At 53.7% G+C, this 26,553-nt stretch carries 27 protein-coding genes; 13 read left to right on the top strand and 14 right to left on the bottom strand.

The annotated features are described in order from the left end of the window. Nucleotides 1-18: 18 nt before the first annotated feature. The 4 genes from fliF to flgB form a co-directional block, all read right to left on the bottom strand. Nucleotides 19-1,545 carry a flagellar basal-body MS-ring/collar protein FliF gene (gene fliF / locus K239x_RS14895; RefSeq protein ID WP_419188974.1) on the bottom strand — a complete coding sequence of 509 codons (1,527 nt, stop codon included), beginning with the start codon at nt 1,543-1,545 and terminating at the stop codon, nt 19-21. 61 nt (nt 1,546-1,606) lie between these two features. Beyond that, nucleotides 1,607-1,903 carry a flagellar hook-basal body complex protein FliE gene (gene fliE, locus K239x_RS14890; RefSeq protein WP_145418998.1) on the bottom strand — a complete coding sequence of 99 codons (297 nt, stop codon included), beginning with the start codon at nt 1,901-1,903 and terminating at the stop codon, nt 1,607-1,609. Then, nucleotides 1,903-2,337, bottom strand: coding sequence for a flagellar basal body rod protein FlgC (gene flgC, locus K239x_RS14885; protein WP_145418996.1), 435 nt, complete (start codon nt 2,335-2,337; stop codon nt 1,903-1,905). Before flgC ends, fliE begins: the two co-directional genes overlap by 1 nt. 46 nt (nt 2,338-2,383) lie before the next feature. Further along, nucleotides 2,384-2,746 (bottom strand): flagellar basal body rod protein FlgB, encoded by a 363-nt coding sequence (gene flgB / locus K239x_RS14880; RefSeq protein ID WP_145418994.1) that lies wholly within the window; start codon nt 2,744-2,746, stop codon nt 2,384-2,386. Nucleotides 2,747-3,042: 296 nt separating this feature from the next. Here flgB and K239x_RS14875 point away from each other — a divergent pair, with 296 nt between their 5' ends. The 7 genes from K239x_RS14875 to K239x_RS14845 all read left to right on the top strand — a co-directional run bounded on the left by K239x_RS14875 (nt 3,043) and on the right by K239x_RS14845 (nt 10,180). After that, a complete protein-coding gene (locus K239x_RS14875; RefSeq protein ID WP_419188973.1) occupies nt 3,043-3,834 on the top strand; it encodes a motility protein A in 792 nt (263 codons plus the stop codon). Continuing rightward, nucleotides 3,834-4,481 (top strand): flagellar motor protein MotB, encoded by a 648-nt coding sequence (locus K239x_RS14870; protein ID WP_145418990.1) that lies wholly within the window; start codon nt 3,834-3,836, stop codon nt 4,479-4,481. Before K239x_RS14875 ends, K239x_RS14870 begins: the two co-directional genes overlap by 1 nt. Before the next feature lie 2 nt (nt 4,482-4,483). Beyond that, nucleotides 4,484-5,233 (top strand): flagellar motor protein MotB, encoded by a 750-nt coding sequence (locus tag K239x_RS14865; RefSeq protein WP_145418988.1) that lies wholly within the window; start codon nt 4,484-4,486, stop codon nt 5,231-5,233. 96 nt (nt 5,234-5,329) lie between these two features. After that, on the top strand, nt 5,330-6,169 hold the full coding sequence (locus K239x_RS14860; protein ID WP_145418986.1) for an HDOD domain-containing protein: 840 nt from the start codon (nt 5,330-5,332) through the stop codon (nt 6,167-6,169). Between the two features lie 72 nt (nt 6,170-6,241). Continuing rightward, nucleotides 6,242-6,937: a potassium channel family protein gene (locus K239x_RS14855; RefSeq protein WP_145418984.1), complete on the top strand. Its 696-nt coding sequence runs from the start codon at nt 6,242-6,244 to the stop codon at nt 6,935-6,937. Between the two features lie 263 nt (nt 6,938-7,200). Beyond that, complete coding sequence (locus K239x_RS14850; RefSeq protein ID WP_145418982.1) at nt 7,201-8,481, top strand: Na+/H+ antiporter NhaA; 1,281 nt, start codon at nt 7,201-7,203, stop codon at nt 8,479-8,481. Nucleotides 8,482-8,725: 244 nt separating this feature from the next. Beyond that, nucleotides 8,726-10,180, top strand: coding sequence for a TonB-dependent receptor (locus K239x_RS14845; RefSeq protein WP_145418980.1), 1,455 nt, complete (start codon nt 8,726-8,728; stop codon nt 10,178-10,180). A gap of 118 nt (nt 10,181-10,298) precedes the next feature. Here the strand turns inward: K239x_RS14845 and K239x_RS14840 are convergent, their stop codons facing one another. The 5 genes from K239x_RS14840 to K239x_RS14820 form a co-directional block, all read right to left on the bottom strand. After that, nucleotides 10,299-10,595 (bottom strand): hypothetical protein, encoded by a 297-nt coding sequence (locus tag K239x_RS14840; protein WP_145418978.1) that lies wholly within the window; start codon nt 10,593-10,595, stop codon nt 10,299-10,301. 21 nt (nt 10,596-10,616) lie between these two features. Continuing rightward, nucleotides 10,617-11,597: a protease modulator HflC gene (gene hflC / locus K239x_RS14835; protein ID WP_145418976.1), complete on the bottom strand. Its 981-nt coding sequence runs from the start codon at nt 11,595-11,597 to the stop codon at nt 10,617-10,619. Continuing rightward, nucleotides 11,594-12,595 (bottom strand): FtsH protease activity modulator HflK, encoded by a 1,002-nt coding sequence (gene hflK, locus K239x_RS14830; protein ID WP_145418974.1) that lies wholly within the window; start codon nt 12,593-12,595, stop codon nt 11,594-11,596. Before hflK ends, hflC begins: the two co-directional genes overlap by 4 nt. Nucleotides 12,596-12,956: 361 nt before the next feature. After that, a complete protein-coding gene (locus tag K239x_RS14825) occupies nt 12,957-13,784 on the bottom strand; it encodes a CvfB family protein (protein WP_419188972.1) in 828 nt (275 codons plus the stop codon). A gap of 158 nt (nt 13,785-13,942) precedes the next feature. After that, on the bottom strand, nt 13,943-14,401 hold the full coding sequence (locus tag K239x_RS14820; protein WP_145418970.1) for a hypothetical protein: 459 nt from the start codon (nt 14,399-14,401) through the stop codon (nt 13,943-13,945). A gap of 274 nt (nt 14,402-14,675) precedes the next feature. Here K239x_RS14820 and K239x_RS14815 point away from each other — a divergent pair, with 274 nt between their 5' ends. Continuing rightward, nucleotides 14,676-15,005 carry a hypothetical protein gene (locus K239x_RS14815; RefSeq protein WP_145418968.1) on the top strand — a complete coding sequence of 110 codons (330 nt, stop codon included), beginning with the start codon at nt 14,676-14,678 and terminating at the stop codon, nt 15,003-15,005. Nucleotides 15,006-15,165: 160 nt separating this feature from the next. Here the strand turns inward: K239x_RS14815 and K239x_RS14810 are convergent, their stop codons facing one another. Next, entirely contained in the window at nt 15,166-15,543 is a 378-nt protein-coding gene (locus K239x_RS14810) for a hypothetical protein (protein ID WP_145418966.1), read from the bottom strand. Between the two features lie 361 nt (nt 15,544-15,904). On the opposite strand from K239x_RS14810, the gene K239x_RS14805 reads away from it, so the two are divergent. Further along, complete coding sequence (locus K239x_RS14805; protein ID WP_419188971.1) at nt 15,905-16,327, top strand: response regulator; 423 nt, start codon at nt 15,905-15,907, stop codon at nt 16,325-16,327. A 127-nt stretch (nt 16,328-16,454) separates the two neighbouring features. Here the strand turns inward: K239x_RS14805 and K239x_RS14800 are convergent, their stop codons facing one another. Then, nucleotides 16,455-16,742, bottom strand: coding sequence for a hypothetical protein (locus tag K239x_RS14800; RefSeq protein WP_145418962.1), 288 nt, complete (start codon nt 16,740-16,742; stop codon nt 16,455-16,457). A gap of 396 nt (nt 16,743-17,138) precedes the next feature. Here K239x_RS14800 and K239x_RS14795 point away from each other — a divergent pair, with 396 nt between their 5' ends. After that, entirely contained in the window at nt 17,139-18,350 is a 1,212-nt protein-coding gene (locus K239x_RS14795) for a mechanosensitive ion channel family protein (protein ID WP_145418960.1), read from the top strand. 10 nt (nt 18,351-18,360) lie between these two features. On the opposite strand, the gene K239x_RS14790 is transcribed toward K239x_RS14795, so the two are convergent. Together K239x_RS14790 and K239x_RS14785 are read right to left on the bottom strand one after the other, a co-directional pair. Continuing rightward, entirely contained in the window at nt 18,361-21,192 is a 2,832-nt protein-coding gene (locus K239x_RS14790; RefSeq protein ID WP_145418958.1) for a response regulator, read from the bottom strand. 113 nt (nt 21,193-21,305) lie between these two features. After that, nucleotides 21,306-22,058, bottom strand: coding sequence for a response regulator (locus K239x_RS14785; protein WP_145418956.1), 753 nt, complete (start codon nt 22,056-22,058; stop codon nt 21,306-21,308). Between the two features lie 610 nt (nt 22,059-22,668). Here K239x_RS14785 and K239x_RS14780 point away from each other — a divergent pair. The 3 genes from K239x_RS14780 (at nt 22,669) to K239x_RS14770 (ending at nt 26,263) form a co-directional block, all read left to right on the top strand. Beyond that, nucleotides 22,669-23,793, top strand: coding sequence for an endonuclease/exonuclease/phosphatase family protein (locus tag K239x_RS14780; protein WP_145418954.1), 1,125 nt, complete (start codon nt 22,669-22,671; stop codon nt 23,791-23,793). A 53-nt stretch (nt 23,794-23,846) separates the two neighbouring features. Continuing rightward, entirely contained in the window at nt 23,847-24,764 is a 918-nt protein-coding gene (locus K239x_RS14775) for a YihY/virulence factor BrkB family protein (protein ID WP_145418952.1), read from the top strand. A gap of 77 nt (nt 24,765-24,841) precedes the next feature. Continuing rightward, nucleotides 24,842-26,263: a DUF2254 domain-containing protein gene (locus K239x_RS14770; RefSeq protein ID WP_145418950.1), complete on the top strand. Its 1,422-nt coding sequence runs from the start codon at nt 24,842-24,844 to the stop codon at nt 26,261-26,263. 104 nt (nt 26,264-26,367) lie between these two features. Here K239x_RS14770 and K239x_RS14765 read toward each other — a convergent pair whose 3' ends face one another. Then, nucleotides 26,368-26,547 carry a YqaE/Pmp3 family membrane protein gene (locus tag K239x_RS14765; protein WP_145418948.1) on the bottom strand — a complete coding sequence of 60 codons (180 nt, stop codon included), beginning with the start codon at nt 26,545-26,547 and terminating at the stop codon, nt 26,368-26,370. Nucleotides 26,548-26,553 lie beyond the last annotated feature (6 nt).

The raw sequence follows: 26,553 nt of genomic DNA, 5'->3' as shown, positions 1-26,553 counted from the left end.
TGAGCGGTTCCCCCGTCCTTACGCCGCGCGGCGTTCCTTGGAAGAATCGGTCTCTTCGGCACCGGACCACGAACGAACAATCTGTGCAAAGACTTCGGGGTTATCCTTGATCAAGCTGGACAACTGATTGACGTTCTCCATCCGCTGACGGTCCATTTGAGGACTGGACGCGGTTGCTTCGGGTTCCGGCATGGGGCGAAATCGACGTAGCATCATGATGCCCATGACAAATGCCGCCAAAGCAGCGATCGCCAAAGACGCGCTTTCAATAATCGATTTCAGGCCGGACCAATCAAACGGTGCCGCAACGGCTTCGGCGCTGATGTCGTTTGAGGGAAACGGCAGCAGTTCGACGGAAATGGCATCCACGTCTTCTTTAAAACCGACGGCGTTTTTGACAATCGCTGCGACTTTCTCGTTCAAGCCAGGCAGTGGATTGCCGTCCTTGTCGTTCAAGCCTTCGGCAGACGAATTGACCAGAACACTGACGGTCATCAAATTGCGAACCGGAGTGGAATTGGCCTGCGTTTCTTCCGTCTTGGGCACCAGATAAGTTGTTTTGATGTTCTCTGTTTTGCTCTGAACATTTGATTTTGCACGCCGTTTGCCGTCCACGTTTGCCGCGACGGTGGCGGGGCCTACCGCGGGGGCATCGACGTTGGACGTGGTTTCGGACACCAGATCTTCTTCACTGGCGACTTTGCCGTCCGGGTCGTAGTCCGTTTTGGTGATCGACCCGGATTTGAATGTATAGTCCAAGCTGACTTGGACGCTGGCATTTCCGAATCCCAGGAAATGCAGCAGTTGTGTCTGGGCTTTTTGCTCCAGTTTTCGTTCCGCTTCGGCCACGTATTCGACTTGGCTGTTGATTTGTGCGACTTGGTCATCCGGAATCGTGTAGCTGCGGCCATCCTTGTCTGTAATCTGAACGGCCTTGGGTGCCAAGTCTTCGACTGCGTAGGCGACAAACGAAGCGATCGACAGCGCTTGTTGATCGGACAAGCGTGCACCGGGCGTCAAAGTCAGCAGTACGCTGGCCGATGGCGTTGATTTCTTTCGCTCGAACGGTCCCTTGTCGGGGATGTTCAAGTGAACGTCGGCGTTTTCGATGACGGTCAGTTTCTTGATGGTGCTGGCAAGGTTCAATTGTTTTTGAACACGAGCCATGTTGCGTCGTTCGGTGGGGCTGCCAAAGGCGCCACCAAGACTTCCCACCGCCGCGGTCGCGGAATCAGCAACGCCATTGCTGCGAGCCAATAGGCGTGCTTTGGCGTAGTCGCGTTTATCGACCATTAGATTGCCGCCAGCACCCGAGAGTTGGTAGTCGATGCCAGCTTTATCAAGTGCGTCGACCACTTTGTCGACTTTGCCGCTTTCTGATTCGCTGACCAGCACGACGTAGCTGGGTTGCACCGACCAGTATCCAACCCCGCCAATGGCGACCGCGCACAACGCAGCCAGCAACAGGATGCCTATCCTGGCCGCGGGCGAATTTTCCTGCCAAATCTTTAGCAGGGCGTCGATGGAGGGTTTGACGATGTTCACGTGGTCAGGGGGACTTTGTTTAAGTGGCAGTCGAAGGTGATGGACCAGCAGCTAGAGCAGTTTAGAACTGCATCCGCATCAGTTCGTTGTAGGATTCGATCAACTGGTTTCGGACTTCCATGAACAGTTGAAACGACATTTCGGATTTGACAACTTGCATCACAACTTGTTGCACGTTGTCATTTTTCCCCGCCACCAAATCGGCAACGGCGGCCTCCGATGATTTTTGATCCTGTACCGTTTCCGTAAGAAGTTTTTCAAACGGATTGTCGGACGCGCCTTCGGACTTTTTGTTAGGTGATACCGCAGTCGTCGGCGCCACCGGAGGGCTACCTCCAATTGGCGGTAACGCAGCCATTACTGGCCTCCTTGCAGCAGCGACAGGGTTTGCTGAATCATCTCTTTGTAGACGCTGATCGCCTTCGTATTCGCTTCGTAGGAACGGCTTGCGGTGATCAAGTCGACCATTTCGTGTGAAATCTGCACGTTTGGCATCTTCACAAATCCGTCTTTGTCAGCGTGTGGATGGCCGGGGTTGTAGACCATCGGAAATTCCGACTGATCGGCTTCCAAACCAATCGCTTCGACGCCGTAGCGTTGCCCGTTTCCGTTTGCGCCGGCTGCTTGGTCCATCGCAGCGGAAAACACCACACTCTGCCTACGGTACGGATCACCGGTGTCGGTCATCGTCGTGCCAGCGTTGGCGATGTTATTGGCGACCACTTCCATCCGCAGACGTTCGGCGGCGAGACCGGACGCGCTGATGTCGATCGAAGAAAAGTTACCAGACATGTTGAATACCTCAGTTCGTCGTGCCAGCCGAAGCCGCTCGGGTGTATCAGGAAATGGCTCGACGCATCATGGCCAGCTTGGACGCCATCAATTGCGTGTAGGCCTGCGATGTCAGTGCGTTCTTTTTCAGTTCGGATACTTCGCGTTCCAGGTCCACGTTGTTGCCGTCGACACGCTCGGCCAGTCCCTGAGCTTCTTCGACGGGGGCCTGGGCGATCAGCTTGGCAGCTTCATCGGGAGACTTCCCGGCGGCCTGAAGTTGGCTCATCAGTTGGTCAAAATCCAACCGCTGGGTTTTGTATCCCGGCGTGTTGTAGTTGGCGATGTTCTGACTGAGAACGCGATGGTTTTCTTGCGTTCCCTGCAGAGCATGGTTCAACGAATTCAGTTGTGAAAAGATTCCGGTCATACCACTTGTATCGTCATTGCGGGCGACGGGACTTGAGATGCCCGGTGTTGGTCCAGGCCCGCAAAAGACGTGATATCCGCACTCTCCTGCTGAGGGTATTCCCTCAAAGTCGCCAATGTAGTGGGTGAAAACCCGATTTGCGGCCTTCTTACGCAAGCCATGGGTAAGAGTCAATTGATCGACCAAGTTGACTCAATCATTACGCCTTGGTTGTTCGGTCTACCTCCCGCATCCGATGCACTTTCAATCGGTGCGATTGCACACCAATCCCTCTGTTCGCGTGAAACTCGCGATAAGTGACAAACAAGCTCATGGACATTGCAACCATCATCGGACTGATCCTCGGCTTCGGATTGATCCTCGTTTCGATCATGATGGGCAGCGGCGGACTGATGCCGTTTGTTGACATCCCCAGTGGCATGATTGTGTTTGGAGGTGCGACGGCGGCAACGTTCATCAACTTCCCACTCAAAAGTGTGTTCGGTACGTTTGGGGTCGTGTTGAAATGTTTTCTTTTCAAACTACCCGCGCCAGCCGAAACCATCGCGCAGTTCAAAGCGTTTGCTGAAGTTGTCCGTAAAGATGGGCTACTTGCTCTGGAAGAAAAGGCCGCTGACGTTAGCGATGACTTCATGCGACGTGGGCTGGAATCTTTGGTCGGTGGTTCGTCGGCAACCGAAGTGAGCGACATGCTGGAAACCGAACTGGGTTACATCCAGTCACGGCACCAGGGTGGCAAAAAAATGATCGATTCAATGGGGGCCGCTGCACCTGCGTTTGGCATGATCGGTACACTGATCGGATTGGTTCAGATGTTGGGAGCACTTGACGACCCCAGCAAGATCGGTGGTGGTATGGCGACGGCATTGTTGACCACACTCTACGGCGCGATCGTGGCAAACGTCTGCTGCATTCCGTTGGCGGGAAAACTGGAAGCACGCAGCGCCGAAGAAACCATGGTGCGCGAATTGATTATCCGTGGTGTTGCGCTGTTGGGCGAAGGAGCCACACCACGTGCGATCGAAGAACAACTCGTTACCTTCCTGGCACCTAAGTCTCGCGCTACCGAAAGCAAGCAGGCTGCCTGATGAAGAAGGAAATTAAATCCGATCCACCTGAGGATATCCCAGCGTGGTTTATGACGTACAGCGACGTGATCACGTTGCTGATGACGTTCTTCATTCTGTTACTGACGTTTGCAACCACTGAACCGGAGCGGTTCGAGAAAATCACGGTCAGTTTTAATGGCGAAGCCGGATCGACCGGGGTCGCGGGCCATGAACACAAACAGATCGACAAAGATTCTTGGAGCCAGCGTTTTCGTCCGCGAGCGGCACGGATCGCGCTGAATGGCAGCGAAATGCCACCAACGGTTCAAGACAGCGTGACCAAAGCGGTCGGGCGTGGATTGGAATCGGTCAGCGAAGAACAGGCCAAGAAGGACGTGATGAATTCGTTTTCATTCGAGCTGAAATTGTCTGAACTGGTCAACCAAAACAACAACCTGACTCGCAAGGGTGTCGAGATAGCCAACAAGCTGTCCGAGCAACTGCGAGCATTGCCAGTGCATTGCGCGATTGAGATATCAAGTCAGTCCATGGCCCCGCGTGCGAGTGCGTTTGCACATCACCTCTATCACGTCGAAAAGACTCGTCCTGGACAAGTCGGCATCGGAATTGTCAGCGAAATGAATTCCGAAGTCGTCCGGTTTGTGATGGAAAGGTACGAGAGCTAAAGATGGGCAAACGAAAAAAAATCGAACCGAGCATGCCCAGCAAGGCGTACCTTGTGTCGTTTGGCGACACAATGACTGCGTTGCTGGCGTTCTTTATCGTGCTCAATTCGCTGGCCAAAGAACAAACCGGCGCCAACATGTACTCCGGCACGGGGTCGTTTGTCAAAGCGTTCTCCAGTTCCGGAATGCCTGGGCACATGCCGGGCAAACGTTCTTCGGACATGATTCAACAGGTATCGCAAAAACCGATTTACGCGCTCGCCGAAAACCTGGAAAAGAATCAGGACCAAGCCGGCAACGTCGGCCCGGACGATTCCGACAAGAAGGATCGGGTCAAGGATCGTGATAAAGAGAACTTTCAGAAGTTCTTGGAAGAGATGGAAAAGACGATCGGTCTGAAAACGAACAGTCCGCTGACAGGGCAAGTCGTTTTTGATTCTTTTGAACCGTTTGATCCTGACACCGGCGATATGAGCCGTCATGCGATGGAGCTACTTTCTGAATCGATCAGCAAGCTTCGGCAACCTGACATGCGGATCGAAATCATTGTCTGGGCCAGCGTCCCCAGCCAAACGGGTTTGCAACGAAGTCTGTCAAAATCAGTGGCTCTTCGAGGGCAAGTCGAAAAGCTGTTCTGGGTGAAGCCGGAAGACCGCGGCCGCATCAACCACCGCACCAAACCTTGGTTGTTTTCGGATGCCAAGCGGCCCACTTTATCGGTCGTCATGTCCAAAATAGATACGTCGCCTTGAGCGACACGCCAATCGATAGCACGGGATTGAACCACGCGGTTCAGCCTCAACCGATGTCAAACGAAAACATTTGAACGTGATTGCAGGGGGCAAACCATGTTAGAGACGATCAAATCACCGCTACCTTCGACGGAGTTTACGTTCGCGTTACCGCCGTTTCCCGCGACGGCTGCTCAATTGGTGGCCGCACTGAACAACGACGAAACGCACGTTCGCGATATCATCGCACTAGTCGAATGCGAACCTACCATTAGTTCGCGAGTGCTGAACATCGCCAACAGTCCATTGTATGGAGCTTCGCGGAGCATCACGACGATCGGACACGCGGTTGTCATTCTGGGTTTCAAATCGGTTTCCAACTTGGCACTCACCGCTGCGGCGGGCGCCATGTTTGATCAAGGCGACTGCGAATGCCAGGCGATACGCCAACAGACCTACTATCAGTCGTTGGCCATCGGCACGCTTGCACGCCAGATCGCTTGGAAAAGCAAGGCTCCCAATCCGGACGAATCGTTTCTGACTGGCGTAATGCATGACATCGGCAAGCTGGTTTTGCTGAACGCAGCTGGCACTGACTACGCCGACCTGATCACCGAAGACGCTCAGGGCGATACAACCCAGCATGAAAGCAATCGATTCGGCACTACCCACCCGGCACTTGGCAAGACATGCGGACAAAAATGGGGACTGCCTCCTTCGATCGTGCTTGCCATCAACAATCACCATGCCAACATCGACGCCGTAACAGATCAAACGTCGATGTCGCTGATTGCCGCCAACTACGCGGCACGTTGTTGGGGCATCGGATTTGACCCCGTCGATTCGTTTGAACCCGTCGTTGCGTTGGATGACTACATCACTGCGCTGGACGACGACGAACTTCGCGCCCGATCAACAGAACAGTACGCCGCGATCCGTGAAATTTGTACGGCCTAACACTCGGCTGATAGCCAAAAAGCAAAGGGGACAACGGTGTTTGGAAACAGTTTTCAACGAACGCTTACATCGATGGTCGCGATCCTGATCATCGGCGGAACGTGTGGGTACGTCTTGATCGAAGGCTGGCCGTTCGCCGATTCGATTTACATGACATTGATCACGTTGTCGACCGTGGGGTTCGGCGAAGTGCAAGAGTTGACGCCACAGGGTCGGATATTTACTTCGATGCTGATCACGGTTTCGATCGTGCTGATGGCATGTTGGACTGCCGGAATCACAACCATTTTGGTGAGCGGCGAACTGAGTGGCCGCTTTTTGATGCAAAAGGAAAAGAAGATGATTAGCCAAATGAAAGACCACGTCATCGTGTGTGGCGGTGGCGTCACAGCCATGACGGTCATCGGACGCTTGATCGCCGAAGGAACTCCGGTCGTCGCGATCGCGGACAGCAAAGACGAAATTGAATCGATCCGTCGCATTGCACCGGAAATGCCCGTGATCGATGACGATCCCAAATCGGAAATGGCGTTGGTGGACTCTAACGCGCTGGCGGCAAAATACTTGGTGGCGGCGACCGAATCGGATTACGACAACCTATTGATCACGATCAGCGGTAAAGGACTAGGGACCGATCTGCAAGTGATCAGTTTTGCGCACAGCAACGAATTGGCTAGCAGGATGTTCAAAGTGGGCGCCGACGATGTCGTTTGTCCTCTGATCATCGGTGGCGAACACGTTGCTCAACTCATTCGATCCGAATCTTAGCGCCAGACCGCATCCGAGTACCAAGACGTAGATCTAAGTTTTCGACTTTTGACGAACGTCACGCGTCGGAAACACGCTTTTGCCCATCAAACGACAATTCGCAGCAATCAATCAGACCTTCGCGAGGGATCGCGGACAAACCCCACAACATCGCAGCGACAAAGGATTGTCCGACCTACTGTTCAAAGATCCGCCGATGCGATTGTTCGATCGCGGATCGATCATCCTTGCAAAATAATGGAAACTCTTCGGGGCACGACGATATGCACGATCCAATAGCGACGACGACCAAAGACCGAATTCGCAATTTTCTCTACGAAAACTCCATCTTCCTTGTCGCCGGTTCGGTGGTCGCACTGTTGTGGGCCAACCTGGACGCAGCGTGGGGGCATGATACGTACAACCACTTCATGCACTTCGACTTGCGTGCGCTCTTCGGTGCCGTTCATGCCGATGGGCATGGAAGTCACGGGCCAACGTTTCACTTCTTGGTCAACGATATTCTGATGGCATTGTTCTTTGCCATTGCCGCAAAAGAAGTCTGGGAAGCCGTCCTGCCTGGAGGAGCACTTTCGGACATTCGCAAAGCAGCCACTCCGCTGATCGGTACTGCAGGTGGAGTCATTGGGCCCGCTGTTGTTTACCTTGGCGGTGCACTGTTACTGGGGCGTTTTGACGATCTCGGAAACGGATGGGCCGTCCCTTGTGCGACCGACATCGCCTTTAGCTACCTGATTGCAAAGCTGATCTTTGGTCCCGGTCACCCCGCGATTTCGTTCTTGCTGTTGCTGGCGATCGCCGACGATGCAATTGGGTTAGCAATTTTGGCTGTGTTTTATCCGACTGCCGCGACCAGCTTTTCGTGGTTGCTGCTTACCGTTGCCGCTATTGGCATCGGATTGACGATGCGACGTTTCAAAGTCCGTAGTTTCTGGTGGTATCTGATCATCCCAGGTGTGCTCAGCTGGATCTCGTTTTACATGTCGGGCATTCATGCGGCTCTGGGGCTGGTTCCGATCATTCCCACGCTACCGCACGCTGCAACCGACAAAGGACTGTTTGCTGACGACAGCAAGCAAACCGATACTCTGAACCAGTTTGAACATTGGTGGAAAAACCCCGTCGAACTGATCCTGGGCTTGTTTGCTCTCGCCAATGCAGGCGTGGTGTTCTCCAGTTTTGCCGCCGGCACGTGGCTGGTGACAGCCGGATTGTTCCTGGGCAAACCTCTTGGCATCGGACTATTTACCTACGCTGCTGTGCGTTTCCTGAAGTTGGAATTGCCAAGCGGAATGACGATGAAACACGTCATCGTCCTGGGCTGTATCGCAAGCTTCGGATTCACGGTGGCACTGTTTGTTTCCACGGCCGCATTCCCGGTTCCCGGTGGCATCCAGGATTCGATCAAAATGGGCGCGTTGCTGAGCTTCTTGGCTCCCATCGCCGCGTTCGGGTCAGCCATGTTGCTAGGAATTCGGCCCGTCGTCTTCGGCGAAAAACGCTTGGCCGCGCCTCGTCCGTCGAAAAGCCAAGCTGCTGTTTGATTGACGCTCGACTGAGCAAACGATCACAGACATTCCATGCGAACGCCCGTGATTAAAATCCCAAGTTTGCCCTGCTGGTTTCAGGAGGGCGGACGCGGACCGAGACAATACAAGGCTCAGGCGTATCGCCTCATAGCATTCGTCGCATCCGACGCACTTTCCCGATGGGAGAGGTCACGCGACAGAAAAGTTTTATTGACCAATACACTTCATCTAAACAAACTTCCATCGGGGCAAACTCACCATGTATCGCACAGCACTCAATCAGAACGAAACGCGATCGCTGGACACTCGCCAGAAAGCACTCGCAGTTAATTTGGATCCTCGCTGCTACGGCACGTTTGCTGAAATCGGTGCGGGACAAGAAGTTGTGCGTTGGTTCTTCCGTGTGGGCGGCGGAGCAGGCACGATCGCCAAAAGCATGTCGGCGTACGACATGCAAGTCAGCGATGCCATTTACGGTCGGGCAAAACGATATGTTTGCCGCGAACGTTTGCAAGCGATGCTGGACCAAGAGCATTCGCTGAACCTCGATCGACTGAGCGATGTACGAGGCCAAACGACGTCGTTCTTCGCTTTTGCAGACACTGTGTCCGCTCGGAATTTCCGCGGCACCAATGAGTGTCACGGTTGGATGGGGATCAAATTCCAAGCCCATCCGCGAGACGAAGACAGCCAGATCATTATCCACGTCCGCATGCTCGATAATGATGCGGCCTTACAACAGGAAGCTCTGGGGATCGTCGGCGTCAATTTGGTGCACGGTGCGTTTGCACTCAATCACGAACCCGATCAATTGGTCGCTTCGTTGTTGGATGGACTGTCAACCTCCCGGATCGAAATCGACATGATCGAATTTTCGGGAATCGCGTTTCGCAACGTCGACAACCGATTGATGAGCCTACGCTTGGTGGAATTGGGACTGAGCGGTGCGGCGATGTTCTCCAGTGATGGCGAAGTGCTTCAGCCATCGGAGTTTTTCTACAAGAAACCCATCTTGATCGAACGTGGCAGTTTTCGCCCGGTCTGCAATGTCAACATGGACATGCTGCATTGTGCGAACGAGAAATTTTCGCAGCTTCCCGAAAACGAAGGCAAGGAAGTTGCTCAGATCATGGAATTGACCATGAGCAACTTGAAAGCCGACGGAACAATTGACCTGCGAGATTTCCTGGCGCGTGCCGATGTCATGGCGGCGTGCGGTATGACGGTTTTGATCTCCGACTACTTTGAATACTACCGCTTGGCTGCTTACCTGTCCCGCTACACTCGCGAACACATCGCCTTGACCATGGGGGCCCACAGCCTGTGTCAGGTGTTTGACGAAAAGTACTACACCGAACTCGAAGGCGGAGTGCTGGAGTCGTTTGGCAAACTGTTTAAGAACGAACTGAAGATCTACTGCTATCCGTGCGAAGATCGTGACACAGGCGAACTGATGACCAGCGACGACCTGAAAATTTCTCCTGACCTGCGTCAGCTGTATGGGTATCTGCAAGGCCGCGGCGTTATTAATTCGTTGGACAATTTCGATCCCGAGTGCTTGCAGATCTTCTCGCGCGACGTGTTGCAAAAGATCAAAGACGGTGACAGCACCTGGGAAACGATGGTGCCGCCAAAGGTCGCGGAAGTCATCAAAGCCAACTGCTTCTTTGGCTACCAGCGTGAAGAAGCAGAAGCCTGCTACGCGGTACGGTAGTGCCTTGGCAGGTTAGTCGTCCTGGTCCAGATCGGACAGCTCACGCTGCTCCGATACTGGATGCTGTGAAAGGCGATGACACAAGGGAGTGCTTGGCCAATCGCTTATTCGTTGACGCCTATTCGTCGGCGCCCAGTTGTCCGTTGTAAAGAGAGAACACGGATTTGATGTGAGGCACCAGCAATTTGATGAGCTGTTGATCGTTGGCTTTGATGCGGGCCGATTCGTCGACCTGTTCATCGCGACGTGCAAGCACCAATGCCGCAACTACATGCTGCATGTCGACGGCCAAATCGGTTGGCTCTTCTAAGTTTAGAGCAAGATCGAACAGAACGTCATGCATCGACGGATCCACCGTCGCTTGCCCAGACTCGTCGACACAAATGCCGGGAACGATTTGAGTGGGTTGGATCATTGGTTCCCAATCGCTGCCTTGCTAATTTCCTGCCGCATCGGTTTTCTTCAAATCGATGTGCTTCAGGAATCCGAAAATGTCGCTTCCCGTCGTCATAATCAGGGTGCTCTCTTGGTCCAGCATCTCTTGGTACGACTCCATCGTCATGATGAACTCATAGAACGCAACGGATTCATCGCTTTGGTTGTACGCCTTGGCGTAGATCTCTGTCGCCCGGGCATCCGCGACGCCGTGGATTTCTTGCACGCTCTTGTACGCTTCGGATTCGATCCTCAACAGATCACGCTCGCTCTTGCCCATGATCTTGGCCGCTTCACCAGCGCCCTCACTGCGGAAACGCTCAGCAATTTGCTGGCGTTCGCTGATCATGCGCTCGAAAATTCGCATCCGCACACTTTCGTTATAGTTAATTCGCTTGAACCGAACGTCTAGCAGTTCGATTCCAAAATCAGTCAGCTTGCCAGCCGCCTTGGTGAAGATTTCGTGTTCGATTTTGGCACGGCCCGTTTCGATTGGGTAAAGCATGCCTAGGTTTCCCGGTGCGCCGGCCAACGTCGCGTCGCGATCGGGCTGGCGATCCTTGGTCGTTCGAATGATTTCGATCAGTTCGTGCTTGGCGATTGCGTTTCGAGTTTCACTGCCCAGGATGTCGTCGAGTCGGGACTGGGCACTTCGCTCGTCACGTAGTCGTAGAAAGAACTGTTTTGCGTTGCTGATACGCCAGCGGCCAAACGTATCGACCAAGATGTACGTTTTGTCTTTGGTCGGCATCTCGTTGGGCCGACCATCCCATTCCAGAATGCGTTTTTCGATGCGAGTCACTTCCTGGATGAACGGGATCTTCAGATGCAGGCCGGCGTCGCTGATCGGCTCATCAACCGGTTTGCCAAACTGGGTGATGATGACTTGTTCGGTTTCCGATACCGTGTAGACGCAACTGAAAGCAAGGAATGCAATCGATGCCAACGCAAAAATGAGCAGGGGGATTGAGAAGCGTTTCATCGTTTGCCTCCTTGGGTGTCGGTTGACAGTTGTAGCAGCGGCAAAATTTGACTGGCCTGTTCGTCGATGATGATTTTCCTGCCCATATTGGGAACGACTTTTCGCATCGTTTCGATGTAGATCCGTCGCTTGGTCACCTCGGGGGCTTTTAAGTATTCGGTCAAAACCGCATTAAAACGCGACACATCGCCGTCGGCTTCGTTGACGCGTTTAAGCGCGTACCCCTCTGCAGCTTGGATCTTCTGTTCGGCTTCGCCGCTGGCACGAGGCACGACTTTGTTGTATTCGCCATTGGCGACGTTGATCATTTTTTCGCGTTCTTGCTGAGCCTGATTGACTTCATTGAACGATGGTTGAACCGGCAATGGAGGATTGACGTTTTTCAGTTGCACTTGATCGATGCTTAAACCAAGCCGGTACTTATTGACGACTTCTTGCAACTGCAGCAAAGCGTCGGCTTCAATCTCCTGACGTCCCACCGTGATCACTTCGTCGACCGTTCGATCACCGACGACGGTACGCATGACCGATTCGGAGATGTCGCGAAGTGTTTCGCCTGGGTTCCGGACTTCAAACAAGAACAGTTGCGGTTCGCGGATTCGATACTGAATGATCCATTCGACTGTAGCCGCATTGAGGTCGCCTGTGACCATGCTGCGTTCTTCGTTTTGTTCGGTAGAGAACTGCGTCGCGTCGGTGCCGCCAGCGGTGCCAAAACCAAACTCTTGTTTCAGTTGCCGCTTCACGGGGAGAACGGACACGCGATCGATACCAAAAGGAAACTTGAATCGCAGGCCGGGATCAACGGTTTTGACATACTTGCCAAATCGCAGCACCACTCCCTGTGATTCCGCCTGGACGGTGTAGATGGACGTGTAGGCAAGTGCGCCCAACAGAATGACAGGCAATGCCCAAAGGTACGGACGAATTTCTTCGATCCTGCCCCATTCGATATTGCGCCAATCAATGTCTCGTCGGTCGCCGCGGTCAAAACTCATCTAGAAGATCGATTGTGACTAAGGAGTTGCCAGTGCATCGCGTCAGGAGCAAGTCGTCAACAAAAGATGACAGTCGGCTCGGGGTTGCACTCGGGCAGGATGGAAAAGAATCCGCCCGACGTGTGGTCAGTCGGAGGACGGGAGGCAGTATAGTCGGCTTTGCCAACATTGAGTCCCCCTGGCCAGCATGCGTCGGCTAATCAGCGAGAACACTGCTGGCAGTGGATGCCAATGTGTTTGAAGCCGCAAGGTGGGGGTGTCGCCGCCCAACCTGCATTCTGCGCTTGTTTCAGCTTTTGTGTTGACGAAGTGTCCTGCTTTGCCCTTTTGCTTCGAACATCGCGCTGAAGCTGCGAAAAGGTCACAGCAGACGTATTCCATCTGGCTCGATCGTGATGACTTTGCGTTTGTACAGACCACCGATCGCCTTTTTGAATTGCCCTTTGCTCATCCCGAACAGTTCGGAAATCTCCTCCGGTGTCGACTTGTCATGAACGGGGGCAAAGCCGTCGTGATCATTGAGGTATTCGTGGATCAAATGACTGTAGGCGTCGCGGATTTGTCGACCGCTCTTGAGGCTCAGGTCAATCTTTCCGTCGGCTCGTACTTGTTTGATGTAGCCGTGGATGGTTTGTCCGAAACTGAGCCGCTGGTCCACTTCGTCTTTGTAAAGCAAACCCCAGTGGCTTTGATCCACAATCGCTTTGAAACCAAGGTCGGTGCTGCTCGCGATGATCAGTTCGACTTTATCCTCCGCACGAAAATTGTGCTCGTTGTCTTCACAAACGATCTTGTCGATTTTGGACGTCGCTGTGATTCGGCCCTGTTTATCAAGGTAGAGATAAACGATGTAAGAACTTCCTTCGACCATCGGCCGATGCTGCTCTGCAAATGGGACCAAGACATCTTTGTCCAATCCCCAGTCTAAGAACGCACCGACGGGGGTGTTGTCTTTGACTTGCAAGTAAGCGAATTCGCCCAGCTCTGCCTTGGGAACTTGCGTGGTCGCAATCGGTCGATCTTCTGAGTCGTAATAGAGGAAGACTTCGATGACGTCACCGACCGCTAAGTCGTCCGGCATGTACTTGCCGGGGAGCAAGATCTCGCCCTGATCCTCTGCATCTAAAAAGACGCCGAACTCAGTCTCTTTGATGACCTCTAAGTCATAGGTCTTGCCGATTTCAATCATGATTTGGTGGGGGCACTAAAACGCCGCGGAAGAATGCGACTGGATGTTCGGAGGGGAATAAGAACGTTGTTCGTGATAGACGATTGTCAGGCAAGGCTGTGGCGGGACGCATTGCTCGGGAAACCGCGCTGGACGACACGCCGTACAGCGAGTCGTTTTCAGAGGCCTTGCATCTGCTGAGTAAAATCGAATTGCAGGTCCGGGTGTACTTTGCCGATTGCCTTGTCGATCTTCTTTATTTGGGTCGCGTACATGTTCGCGCTGATACGGCAATTTCCAAAGCGAATTTTCTTGTCCTTGATTCGGCGGCAAAAATGAATTCGCACTTGCAACTCGGTTTCCTTGTTGCCGGAGAATCGTAGCGACTTGTCCATCCAGCGAACGACTTTGCGAAGCGTCTTTTTGTGGATGCGACCGGGTGTGGTCAGTTGCAGATCAATCTCGTCACACAAATCGTTGGCGTACCCCAGTTCGTCATCTGATCTCATCAGGAGATACGTCAGCAGTTCTTTGCTTTCGACTTTGAATTTGGCCAAACGTACGCACACATCCATCAAGTCGTCGTAGTCTAATCGGACCAGTTCCTTTTTCAGTTGGCTGATGGTGGCGGCTTTCATGACGTCTTGAATCTGAATGACAGTTGATCGGAACAAATTTCACCCGTGCGGACTTTTCCCGACAATTGTCGAGTCGTCCGAGGTGCTCAACGTATCATTGGCGGTTCGCAAACGAAACGGTGCGACAGCTGGACGCTCTTGAGAGCCGAGCGTTACCGAATGAATTTGAGTGTGCCTTTTTTGTGGTCACCTTGGATGTTGAACGCGTCTAGCCGACGATCACCGCTACACAGAGCCGTTCGCTACGAAGTCACCGCGCGGTGGAATCCGTGCCATGAACCCGTATAAACCAGCCGAAATCATCTCTTCAAACCCCGCCGGCGAATCGGCTGGCATCCCGAAACGACGTGTTCGGCCATTTGTGTTGGCTAGCGTTGCCATGTTTTGGCTAGCGTGGGCAGTTGCGTCTCCAGGTCTACGCTTGCTGACAAAAGCTCGACCGTACGCTGTGTACGAAGTTGAGATTTTCGGACAAATTGCGTCTCGCGAATCGGTTATCGGATACACAATCCCAATTGCCAGTTTGATTGCGGTGGTTGCTTTGGCTCTGGCTGGTCGCGCTGCATGGAACGGTTGGACAAACCGTTCGCGTCGGTTGGCATAGATCAAAAAGAAAGCCCGGCGACTCGGGCGAGTCGTCGGGCTACGGGGGGCATGCTTCGTGTGAATATTGCCACGCGGCCACTTTTACTTGTGGCCGCGTTACGTTTATCTTGCCGTGTCCAACTAATGCGTTGCCGGCAATGATCGGCTACCGACCACGGTTACTTGTCGTCGGCGTCTTCCAAAGCATCCGCTTTGGCTTCGCCTTTGTTCTCAACTGCGTCAGCCTTCTTCTCGCCCAGTTCCTCTTGGCGATCTGCGACGGTCTCGCCGCGTTCTTCTAGGGCATCGGCTTTTGTTTCCGCACGATCTTGTACCGCGTCGGATGCGTTGTCCGTTGCGTTACGGACTGCCTCAGCAGCATTCTGGCTCGCATCACGTGTTGCTTCAGCGGCTGACTGGGAACCTTCACGGATGTTATCGGCCTGCTGCTGAGTTTGGTCGCGGACCGCATCGGCTTCGCGTTCTAGTGCCGACTCATCGCAACCGATGGTGGCGAAGGTAAGCAGCGCTGCAGCACAGAGTTGTAGAGTTTTCATTTCATATCTCCGAGGGAGGAATGGGCGACTTCTTAGTGTTCAGGCTCGTGAGACGTCACGGGCGTCGGCATGAAATAAAATGCAAACAGTGTGCCAGACGGCATAACTTCATTTAGCCCCATCAAATTGGGTGAAGAACAGCCATGGATGCTCGCCACGAGTCCTTGTTGGTCGGTGTTTGATCAACCATGAATTGAATCACTAGGCGCCTGTCGCCGACGGCCCACCGCTACCGATCGAATTTCGCCTGGCCCTGTTCTTACTCTCCGGCTTAACGGACTCTGCGCTCTATCTGGCACATGATTTGCGTTGGGAATCAATTCGTCCTTCTCGAGTCCGACTGATTTCTATGATTCACAAGATGCCCAATTCGTCGAAAAAGCTGGTGCCGCCTAGTGAAAACGGTATCGCACTGCTGATCGTCGAAGATACCGAGGCTATCGTGTTTCTGCTGAGTCACTTTCTTAGCGGTTTCTGCGATGACATTGCAATCGCCAGGAACGGATTGGAAGCCGTGCAGAAGGTTGTCGAGGCAACCGAATCTGCCACGCCGTTTGATGTCGTGTTGATGGATTTGCAGATGCCCGTCATGTCGGGGCTTCAGGCGGCGAAAGAGCTACGATCGCGAGGCATTGATGTGCCGCTAGTTGCGATGACAGCGGGGGCGATGGAAGCGAGAGAATGCCGCAAGGCGGGGTTTGATGCTTACGTCGCCAAGCCGTTTGACCGCCGCGAGTTGATCGGAATTGTGAAACGATGGTCGGGGATGCTGAAGGACCAATAGTCCTGCGTTCAGCTGCTTTAGCCATTGCTTGCGGACACCGTCGTGAAAGCGATCACAGCGCGGACGTGGTGCTACTACAAGCCAAGTTGGCTTCGTTAAGTCGCTCGCAGCCGACCCGATGCCGGGTTTAAGGGAGCCACGCTGACCAGCCCAGTGGTGCGTCTAGGCCGGGGCTGGCGCCAGTGAACACGCCTGACATCCAGAGCACCAATGCGAACAACAATGCACCCGCCGCCAACACAATGGGGTACGACAACGCGACGAGAGCGAAGGTCGATCCAGGGGCTTTCTTGTCGATGGGCACCTCATTATCTACTGTGACTGCTTTCTTGGTTTCTTCTATGAAGTTGGTTTCGTCGTTCTGCGTCGTGCTCATCTGTTGCTCCGTGTCGATGCGGTGTTTGAAGTTGGTCACGCCGACTGGCGTTTTGTTGAGAGTGAGAATCGCAAATCACATGCCAATGTGAGCGGATGCTGGAGCTTCTTTGCCGGTGATGGGCGTGCGTTTCTTGCTCGCGGAACGTAGGCAGTCAGCAGATCGTCAAATGAGACGCGAATACCTAGCGTTTGACGTCCGCCGGTTTGAGCTTCGCTCGGTGCCAAGGTAAGCAGTGCAATGCCGACACAGCGGCGGTCTTAATCGTCGTTGCGTGCTTTGACCTCAATGGGGCTGCCCCGCCTGTTGCCGGCGTGGTGGCCAATCGAACACTGGAGCGATTTGCGACCAGTCTAGCGTGTGAAGCGAGACGAATCGGCGACGGCACATCATTTGCTTTCGCATGGGCTGTACACCTACCCTCGTGAGATATCCATGATTCGACTTTTAGCGATTTGCTTCATCTCTTTGCTCGCCCTTCCTCTGAATGCGCAAGAAGAAGCGAGCGATCCGGTTGCGGTCGATGACAACGGTCCGTCGGCAACGGTTGCGGTCGACGACATCGTGGAGGACTCCTCGATCGAACAACGGTTGAACGAAATTTTCACTTCATCGGGTTGGTTCACTGATCTGATGGTGAAAGCAGACAACGGAATCGTCACCATCGAAGGCACCAGTGATAGCGAAGAACATAGTCAATGGACAACCAACGTCGCCAAGAAGACCGAGGATGTTGTCGCGGTCATCAACAAGTTAGACGTTGAGTCAGTCGTTGACCTAACGTCCAGCAAGGAGACGGTCGAGAAAAGTCTCAGCACACTCTGGCAGGATTTCTTGGTTCGATCACCGCTGCTAGCCGCCGCAGTCTTGATCCTGTTTTTGACAGGCGTCATGGCCAGGCTGATGGGGTGGGCTGCGACAAAGATGTTCGAGCAGCGGAGCATGCGATCGAGTCTGAAGGATCTGATCTACCAGCTGACTTCGATTGGTGTTTGGATCGTCGGAATCCTGGCCGCCACCGTCGTTGCTTTTCCTGGCATGACGCCCTCCAAGGCACTGACCGTTCTGGGGCTAGGATCCGTGGCGATAGGCTTCGCGTTTAAAGACATTTTTGAAAACTTCTTCGCCGGCATCCTGATTCTTTGGCGGTATCCGTTTGATCGCGGAGACTTTATTACTTGTGGAGACGTGACGGGAAAAGTCGAACGGATCACGATACGCAATACGATGATTCGGCGTCTTGATGGCGAATTGTCTGTTGTTCCGAACGCGACCCTGTTCAAGAACAATGTCGACGTGTTGACCAATCAGCCGCAACGGCGTGTTCGTATCAGCTGCGGGGTCGCTTACGACGTGGACGTGGACCAAGCTCGCGAGGTCATTACCGAGGCCGTCCAGTCTTGTAGCACTGTGGAAGGAATTCGGACGGTTGAAGTGTTCGCAAACGAGTTCGCTGATTCGAGCATCAATTTTGAAGTCTCGTGGTGGACTGGCTCCAAACCGCTCGACCTGCGTCGCAGTCGTGACCAAGTCGTCGCAACGATCAAGCGATCTCTGGACGATGCCGGAATCGAAATCCCGTTCCCATATCGAACTTTGACCTTCAAGAATCCTGAAGTCGCGACGCGTCTGGAGGAACTGGCGTAAAGGAGCTGAACTACAAAGGCGACTTTGCCAACTGGGCATCAATCAATGATTCCAATTCTTCGACGTCGATCGGTTTGATTAGGTGGTGGTCGAAGCCGGCCGCTTTTGTTTCGGCAAGGTTGTCGCGTCCTGTTGCAGCAATGAAGATCGTGTTTTGCAGAAGTTCGTGGCTCTTTAACTGAGCGATCACATCAAAACCGCTCATGTCAGGGAGCCCTAAATCCAGAATGATCACCGCGGGTGACAGCGCAACTGCCATGTCCATTCCCGTGCGACCATCGAGTGCGATAACGACTTTGTGTCCGCTAAAGCCAAGCAGAGTTTTCAACGAATGACAGGCGTCTTTGGCGTCATCAATTAGCAGGACATTGCACCGCTGGTCGGGCGATTGCCAGTCAACTTTGGCTGGATTGAGTATCGGCGAAAAAACAGCATCGTCATGGGGCAGATCGCGGGGCTCGCTACCGGGCTGGCTAGGGTGCATGACAAGTTGATCAGACAGTAGTGCCAAAAAGCGGGGGCCGTCGAGCGGTTTGGTAATGTAGTCCGTGCATCCTGCGTCGATGCATTTTTCGCGGTCGCCTTGCATCGCATGGGCTGTAACGGCAACGATCGGCGTGGTGCAACCTGTTTCGCGCAGCCGTCGCGTGGCTTCGTATCCATCCAGCACCGGCATCTGCATGTCCATCGTTATCAGATCAAAGGGACGACCTGCTTTCTTGGCCTCGGCGATTTTTTGAATGGCCACTTCGCCGTTCTCCGCAGAAGTGACCGTACCGCCGGCGTCTTCGATTAAGTGTTGCGCGAGAAAGATCATGTCGCGGCGATCATCAACGACCAAAACGTGACCGGCGATGGCAGACGATTCAAGCGATTTCGATGGTGTCGTGATGCGAGTTGCGTTGAGCTTGGGCCGGTTCATCGGAATGTTCTTGACCGATCCGGTCGCAATCGTGAGCGAAAACTTGCTTCCGACCTGCGCCGTGCTCTCGACCGTAATGTCGCCGCCCAGCATTCGGGCCAGCCGCTGACTGATACTCAGTCCCAGCCCCGTGCCTTCAAACTTTCGGACCACGGACGAATCACCTTGCGTGAAGGGATCGAAGATCGTTTTGATCTGCTTGGCGTCCATCCCGATGCCAGTATCGATCACGTCGAATTGCATGCACTGGCTGGGGCCGACTGTCGTAGCTTTTGCAGATGACTTGAGCTCACTACCGCTGTGAAATGAGACAACGACGCGGACGCCGCCATCCATGGTGAATTTGATGGCGTTTCCGATCAGATTGACCAAAATCTGCTTCAGTCGTTTATCGTCACTGCGAATCGTTTTGGGGATTTCGCCGCTGAACGTCACTTCAAGCGGAATCGATTTTTCTGCTGCGCGAATCTCCATCAGCGAACAAACGTCCGCGACCAAGCGGTCTGGCCGAAACCGTTTCTTGTTCAGTTCAAGTTTGCCGGCTTCGATTTTCGAGATATCCAAAATGTCATTGATGATCTCGAGCAGGAATTTGCCATTGTGCCGGATCACCGACGCACACTTGATGTCGTCTGGGTCAGTTAGCTGGCGGCTCAGAATGTCGGTGTAACCCATGATTGCGCTCATAGGCGTGCGAATTTCATGACTCATGTTGGCCAAGAACTCCGACTTCGACTCATTCGCTGCCTCGGCCACTCGGCGGGCGTCTTCCAGTGACTGCTGAATCTCTTTCTGAGCGGTAATGTCCAGCAAAGTACCGATAATCTTTACCGGTCGACCATCAGGTGAAAGTACGGTTTGGCCCTGCCGCCGAACCCAGCGGCAGGAACCGTCGGGCAAAATGATACGGTGCGTAAACGAATGCACGCCCCCGTCCAGAACACGCTTGGCACGCGACAGGTGGCGAGCAACCTGTTTTCGATCGTCCGGATGGACAAAGTTGGCGACTTCGGAGGGGCCAAGTCGCGAGTCTGCGTCGTCGCGCACACCGACCAACTTTTTGTATTCGGCGGACCAAAAGGTACGGCCAAGGACTAAGTCGATTTGGTAGGTCCCGAATCCGGCAGCTTCGGCTGCCAAACGAAGGCGTTCTTCGGCCAGCGTGACCTTCTCCAGCGTGTTGCGTTGATCGGTGATGTCGGTCGCAAAGACATGAAACCCAACAACCGTGTGCGTGGCGTCGACGTCTGGCACGTAGGTCACTTTCTTGAAAATCGCCTCGGGGTGTTCGAGCGTCTGCAGCTCAAATTCAAACGTGACGCCTTCGCCTCGGAGCGCGGCATCCATGTAAGGCTTGACGATCGAAAAGTTTTTCTCACCGATCGTATCGATGACTTTTTGCCCACGCACTTCGTCAGGAGACTTTCCAAAACGCTCTGCGTGCCGTTTGTTGACCAGTTCATAACGCAAGTCAGCGTTGACGTACGCGATCATCGTCGGCGTCGCGTCGGTGATTGTTTTTAGACGCCGAGCAAATCGTAGTGATTCAGCATGCGATTGGGAGAGCGCGTCGTAACTGGCGCACAATTGACTCACCTCGGTGAAAGTGATTGCGATCCCAGACGTGTCATCCGGAAACTCAATCGGCAACACACGGCGAATATACGATTTGCCTGACGGGTTGCCCGACGAGTTACTTACCAAGTGTTCGAGCGGAGAATCAGCGACCAATGCATCAAATTCGGGCAAAGCAGGCATGCCGTCGACCAGCGGCATCAACTGCGTCAGTGGTCGACCAATGTCCGATTCGATCAGCCCATACAACTCAGTCGCTCCAGACGTGAAGCTACGAATCCGATAATCACTGTCCAGAAACAATGCCGCGATGTGAAGCGATTCGAGCGATGGTTGTTCGGGCATCGGGGGTCAAACGGGTTGGAAGCAGCGGAATCGCTAACTCGGTAGGAGTTCCACTTGCACAGGGAGGCGCAGCTAGATTGTTGCTGCTAGTAGTCGCGCCGACAGTGTCCTGGCTACAACGTGGAGCATTCTCGGCCGAGTTCCTTTGCAAAGTCTGCGGGCTGCAATGGTTTGGAAAACCAGCGGTCGACGCCTTCGTTGTGACTCATGGCGACACCCGTCGCCGCACGCTCCGAACCGCTGACCGCAAAAATCTTGATGTCTCTGTAGTCGGGATTGTTACGAATGGCCTGAATCGTATTCGGGCCGTCCATGCGAGGCATGTGCATGTCCAGCAAGACGACGTCTGGACGCTGGTTGTGATTTGCCAAATGCAGCATGGCGTCGATGCCATCGCGAACCGTGTCGACTTCGTAGCCGCACAGACGCAAGTAACCGGCCAGCAGTTCGCGTTCATTCGCGTTGTCTTCGACGACTAGAGCGCGACGGCCATTTGATGCTTTGTTGGAACGCTGTGTCGCGCTGTCCGACGCTAGGCGATCCAGTTCCTTAAACGAATCGATCGCGCTGGCCAGTGTCATCTCAGCATCTTCGATCATGCCGGCATCAAGTTGTTTTTGAAGCAAATGCATGGCCAAGTTTGCACTATTGAGTCGATTGCGAAGATCGTGATCTCGTTTGCGTGTCGCATCGCTTTCGGCAGCGAGCTCTTTTTCGTCAATCAATTCGCCGCGAAGGATACGGATGTGGTCCGGAGCATCGACTCCGACGCGAACCCGGTTTCCTTCCAGCTGTAGGATCTCGATGGCGACGCCGAGATTTGGGAAGACAACTCGCTGATTCTCTTTCCGCGACAAAATTAACATGGTGGACTCCTTTCCGAACCAAGACCCATGGGGACGTATTCGTTGATGCCAAAACGCTTCCAGACAATCAAAGTTTGGGTGGACCTGCCCACCGATTGTGCGGTTGGCAAGTGATCGACATCTTGCCGAAAACCTTTGATGCAAAAGCACGGAGTCTTTCCATGCACTCGCCACCGAAATTTTAGTCGTTGCGGAAATTTTGTGTCAATGCGGAGCGGAGCTCTCACTCTGCATTTTGCGACAGGTGACGGGTCTTCCAACGAGGGTACTGACGGCGGTTCGGGCACCTACAGCGCAGTGCCTGCCGTATCGATCCGTTTGATTGTTTGGCTACTGGGGCCGATTCACGGCTCTTGGAACATTTCAAACGCCCAGCATGAAAAGGGGGCAGGCGTCTTACTTGGTTGGTATTGGACCAGCGTGCTTTGGCAGCGACCAATGATACGCCAGATCTGCGTTTTGAGGTCGTTTTCGTCAACGAATCGGCTCCGAAAAGACGTTGGCATTTGTTTTGCAATGTAGTCGTTGCTATCAGCCCTTCGCCCACCAGTAGCACGCAAGCCGATTGTCAGCGCCCGTCGTGCACCGTCGACCTCATGAGGAGATCAGAATGATTCACGGTGTGCTCCTGTTGCTTATCGCCCTTCTGATGAGTGGTTCTCTGCTCAGCCTGAGCTCTCGTTCTCACTGGTTTGTTCGGGCTTGGGATTTTCCGCGAATACAGATTGTCGCGATCACCTTAGGCTTCTTTGCTCTGCATGTCTTTATTGCCCAGTGGATCACGCCCGCGGTGGAAGTCGCTTGGGCGATTGGCCTACTGACACTGGCGGTTTTGCTTTGGCATTCCTTCCGCATTCTCCCCTTCACGCGACTAATGCGTCCGCAGGCAGAATCGACGCTCGCCAGCCGAGCCAGCGATGACGCTGGCTTGCGAATCTTGGTTTCAAACTTGGAGCTGGAGAATGATTCGTGTCAGGAATGGAGTGAATGTGTTCGCACGGCCGATCCCGACGTGGTTATTGCATTAGAACCGGGAAAGCGGTGGGTGGAAAAGACCAGATCGCTGCAGAAACACTTTCCGTATCGAGTGATTTACGATCAAGAAAATTGGTACGGGATGATGCTGCTGTCGCGTCGTCCCATCGAGGAACACCACATCCACTTCCTGGTCCAAGATGACGTTCCATCGATCGACGCCACTCTGCGAATGAAGAACGGCCGGACCGTACGAATTGTCGGCGTCCATCCCCGACCTCCGGAGCCGGTTCGTGGTAACGATTCGACCCCGCGCGATGCGGAACTCAGTCTCTGGGGACGCAAGCTGAAAGACGAATCAGGGCCGGTTGTCATCGGCGGGGACCTGAACGATGTGGCTTGGTCGCAAACAACACGTCTCTTTCTGCGAACATCCGGACTACTGGATCCCCGTCGCGGGCGAGGACTTTTCAACACGTTCCACGCGGAACGCTGGTGGATGCGATTTCCCTTGGACCATGTGTTTCATTCGTCGCACTTTACGGTCGTTGGAATCCAGCGTCTGCCGTCAATCGGGTCGGATCACTTTCCAATCCTCATTGATCTGCAGTTGGAGCCGGAGAAACCCTGCGAACCAGAAGACGTCCGCGCGTATGGTGCTCTGAATCAAAAGAACGAGGACCAGGAAAGGGTCGAAGAACGCATCGAGCGTGCGGACGAAAACGCGGAACAAAGACCTGAACAGTCAGTAAGCGTTTAGAACCCATATTGCCTTGGCCAATCCACCGACGAAAGAAAATCAAATACACAATCATGAATTTCCTGAAACAAACGCTGGCAGAATTTTCCAAGAATAATTGCAGTTCGCTGGCGGCTGCGCTGGCGTATTACACGGCGTTCGCATTGCCTCCGCTGCTATACCTCTTGCTGACGATTCTCACGTTCGGTTTGTCGACGATGTATGACAGCGAACAGGCAGAAGCGAAAGCGCAGACGGTGTTGACTAGCCAAGCCGCTCAAATGCTTGGCAACCCGATGGTTTCGGATCAGATCACTACCATCATCGAAAACAATCAGCAGTCGCGTGGCAAATGGTGGAAAACGTTGCTGAGCTTTTTGGGGATTGTCGCGGGAGCGACAGGGGTCGTCGCTGCACTGCAGTCGGCCCTGAATCAAGTTTGGGAAGTCAAACCGGACCCGGATGCCAGTGGATTTCTGACCTTGGTCTTCAAACGCATGGTTTCGTTCGCAATGATTCTTGGGCTCGGCTTTTTGTTACTCGTATCGCTCGTGGTGTCATCAGTCTTGGCCGGGGTCGGTGACCAAGCGGGAGCTTGGTTCGGGCTGTCCGATACATTCGCTGCCGCAATCAATTTCTTGGTGCAGGCGGTCGTCGTTTTCGTAATCTTTGCTGCGATCTTTCGATTCATGCCCGACGCGAAGGTGCAGTGGCGGGACGTTTTCGTAGGCTCGGCCATTACAACTTCACTATTTCTGCTCGGTCGCTTCGCAATGGGAGTCTACTTTTCGTTCAGCGAGCCTGGCGCGCAATTGGGCGCGGCTGCTGCATCGCTAGCCGTATTATTGGTTTGGGTTTACTACACCGCCATGATCGTGTTGTTGGGGGCCGAAGCCACGCAGGTCTACGCGGTCATGTTCGGCGACGGTATTCGGCCCGAAGGCAACGCGGTTCGAGTGGTGCAGAAAGTGATCCGCGAGCCTGCGACGTAGTTTTTGCACGCTGGATCGTATCAAATGATCCACCCGCTTAGTATAAAACTCGCCATCTACCGCATTTAGCCGCCTCTATGAACGCACTTCTAATCACGCTCTGGGAACGAACTCGCAAGAGCTATTGGTTTGTGCCATCCTTGATGGCGCTTGCCGCGATCGCATTGTCTTTTTTGACGACCGCGATCGATAGTCGGATCGGATCCGAGTGGATGGAAGGCATCGGGATGCTCTATGCGAACAAACCCGCTGGAGCTCGAGCGGTTTTGTCTACGGTCGCTGGTTCGATGATTACGGTCGCCGGCGTGACGTTTTCGATGACCATTCTGTCGATCTCGCACACGACCTCCCAAGTCGGACCGCGGTTGTTGAACAACTTCATGGGCGACAAAGCCAACCAGTTTACGCTGGGAGTATTCATCGCCACCTTTCTCTACTGCCTGATGGTGTTGCGGACCGTTCGGAATGCCGAAACGACGCCGGCTGATAATTCGCAGAGTGCAGAACTAGTCGCCGCCTTTGTGCCGCAAATCGCCGTGATCATCGGAGTGATGATGGCAATCGCGAGTGTCGGCGTGCTGATCTTTTTCATACATCACATCCCCGAATCAATCCACGTTTCGAATATCGTTGCAGGGGTGGGGCGTGGGCTAAACGAACGAATCGAGAAGCAGTTTCCTGCCCGGGTGGGATCTCCCAACGACGATGAATCGCAGCGCAACGTCGAAGCTGATTTGCGAGATTCGTTTCGTGAAAATGCGAAACCGATTCCATCCGTCAGCGTTGGCTACGTGGACTATGTCGACGGTGATGGACTGATGCAGATCGCCGTCGAGCACGATTTGGTCATTCGAGTGCTTCCTAGTCCGGGAGATTTCATTACCGAACAGAGCTTGTTGGCCTTGGTGTCTCCGGAAAGTGGCATCGACGATAGGGTCGAAAAGGAAGTGACATCGATGTTTATTTTGGGGACGCAGCGGACTGCGACGCAGGATCTGCGTTTCCAAATTGACCAACTAGTCGAAGTGGCAATGCGCGCCTTATCGCCTGGCGTTAACGATCCATTCACGGCATTTAATTGCATGGATTGGGTGCAGGCTTGTTTGGAGAATCTAGCCAGCCGAGAGCTTCCCGATGCTCACCGATATGATGAAGACCAGAAACTGCGGGTGGTCGCAGAACCGGTCACGTTTGCAGCGTTTGCTTCGTTGGTTTTTGATCAACTCCGTCCCTATGTCGCCGTCGATCGTAATGCGTCCGTCAAACTGATCGAGATGATTGGCAACCTCGTGATGAACGTTGAAGACAAGCAGGATCGTCGAATTCTGGCAAAGCACGCATGCGCCTTACTTCGCGAGTGTCGGCAGGCGTTGGACGACACGAGGACGTTGAATGCATTGAGGCAAAGGTACCGCGATGTGTTGAGATTGGCGAGCGATGTCGACGCGCGTGCCGACGCAAAGGCTTCGGGAGTGTGGGTCGGCGCAGCAGAAAGATAGACGCTATCTCTCGCTACAAGAAAAGGTCTTACCTGGATGGGCAAGACCTTTGCAGAGTTAAGCGATCGTTAGAGCGTTGAGATCGCCCATGGCAGTCTGAACTTCTACAGCACAACAATCAGTGCGTGGACGACGCCGACGATCCAGAACCCGACAATGGTTAGCACCAAGTTGAGCCAGAATTGGGTTCCCAATCCCGAGTCCATGAATACTGCCAACGGTGGAAGTAGGATTGCGAGAATGACTTTAAGGATTTTGTTTTCGCTGGCGATAGTCGCTGACATGGCTGG

The sequence above is a fragment of the Stieleria marina genome (assembly GCA_007741555.1).
GTDB lineage: Bacteria > Planctomycetota > Planctomycetia > Pirellulales > Pirellulaceae > K23-9.
Note: the sequence above shows the minus strand (reverse complement) of the source record. Positions and strands in the feature narration are given on the sequence as shown.

Coding starts and splice junctions, on each gene's coding strand:
- fliE (WP_145418998.1), bottom strand. CDS start 1,903: ATGGCTGCGTTACCGCCAATTGGAGGTAGCCCTCCGGTGGCGCCGACG.
- flgC (WP_145418996.1), bottom strand. CDS start 2,337: ATGTCTGGTAACTTTTCTTCGATCGACATCAGCGCGTCCGGTCTCGCC.
- flgB (WP_145418994.1), bottom strand. CDS start 2,746: ATGACCGGAATCTTTTCACAACTGAATTCGTTGAACCATGCTCTGCAG.
- K239x_RS14870 (WP_145418990.1), top strand. CDS start 3,834: ATGAAGAAGGAAATTAAATCCGATCCACCTGAGGATATCCCAGCGTGG.
- K239x_RS14865 (WP_145418988.1), top strand. CDS start 4,484: ATGGGCAAACGAAAAAAAATCGAACCGAGCATGCCCAGCAAGGCGTAC.
- K239x_RS14860 (WP_145418986.1), top strand. CDS start 5,330: ATGTTAGAGACGATCAAATCACCGCTACCTTCGACGGAGTTTACGTTC.
- K239x_RS14855 (WP_145418984.1), top strand. CDS start 6,242: ATGGTCGCGATCCTGATCATCGGCGGAACGTGTGGGTACGTCTTGATC.
- K239x_RS14850 (WP_145418982.1), top strand. CDS start 7,201: ATGCACGATCCAATAGCGACGACGACCAAAGACCGAATTCGCAATTTT.
- K239x_RS14845 (WP_145418980.1), top strand. CDS start 8,726: ATGTATCGCACAGCACTCAATCAGAACGAAACGCGATCGCTGGACACT.
- K239x_RS14840 (WP_145418978.1), bottom strand. CDS start 10,595: ATGATCCAACCCACTCAAATCGTTCCCGGCATTTGTGTCGACGAGTCT.
- hflC (WP_145418976.1), bottom strand. CDS start 11,597: ATGAAACGCTTCTCAATCCCCCTGCTCATTTTTGCGTTGGCATCGATT.
- hflK (WP_145418974.1), bottom strand. CDS start 12,595: ATGAGTTTTGACCGCGGCGACCGACGAGACATTGATTGGCGCAATATC.
- K239x_RS14825 (WP_419188972.1), bottom strand. CDS start 13,784: ATGATTGAAATCGGCAAGACCTATGACTTAGAGGTCATCAAAGAGACT.
- K239x_RS14820 (WP_145418970.1), bottom strand. CDS start 14,401: ATGAAAGCCGCCACCATCAGCCAACTGAAAAAGGAACTGGTCCGATTA.
- K239x_RS14815 (WP_145418968.1), top strand. CDS start 14,676: ATGAACCCGTATAAACCAGCCGAAATCATCTCTTCAAACCCCGCCGGC.
- K239x_RS14810 (WP_145418966.1), bottom strand. CDS start 15,543: ATGAAAACTCTACAACTCTGTGCTGCAGCGCTGCTTACCTTCGCCACC.
- K239x_RS14805 (WP_419188971.1), top strand. CDS start 15,905: ATGCCCAATTCGTCGAAAAAGCTGGTGCCGCCTAGTGAAAACGGTATC.
- K239x_RS14795 (WP_145418960.1), top strand. CDS start 17,139: ATGATTCGACTTTTAGCGATTTGCTTCATCTCTTTGCTCGCCCTTCCT.
- K239x_RS14790 (WP_145418958.1), bottom strand. CDS start 21,192: ATGCCCGAACAACCATCGCTCGAATCGCTTCACATCGCGGCATTGTTT.
- K239x_RS14785 (WP_145418956.1), bottom strand. CDS start 22,058: ATGTTAATTTTGTCGCGGAAAGAGAATCAGCGAGTTGTCTTCCCAAAT.
- K239x_RS14780 (WP_145418954.1), top strand. CDS start 22,669: ATGATTCACGGTGTGCTCCTGTTGCTTATCGCCCTTCTGATGAGTGGT.
- K239x_RS14775 (WP_145418952.1), top strand. CDS start 23,847: ATGAATTTCCTGAAACAAACGCTGGCAGAATTTTCCAAGAATAATTGC.
- K239x_RS14770 (WP_145418950.1), top strand. CDS start 24,842: ATGAACGCACTTCTAATCACGCTCTGGGAACGAACTCGCAAGAGCTAT.
- K239x_RS14765 (WP_145418948.1), bottom strand. CDS start 26,547: ATGTCAGCGACTATCGCCAGCGAAAACAAAATCCTTAAAGTCATTCTC.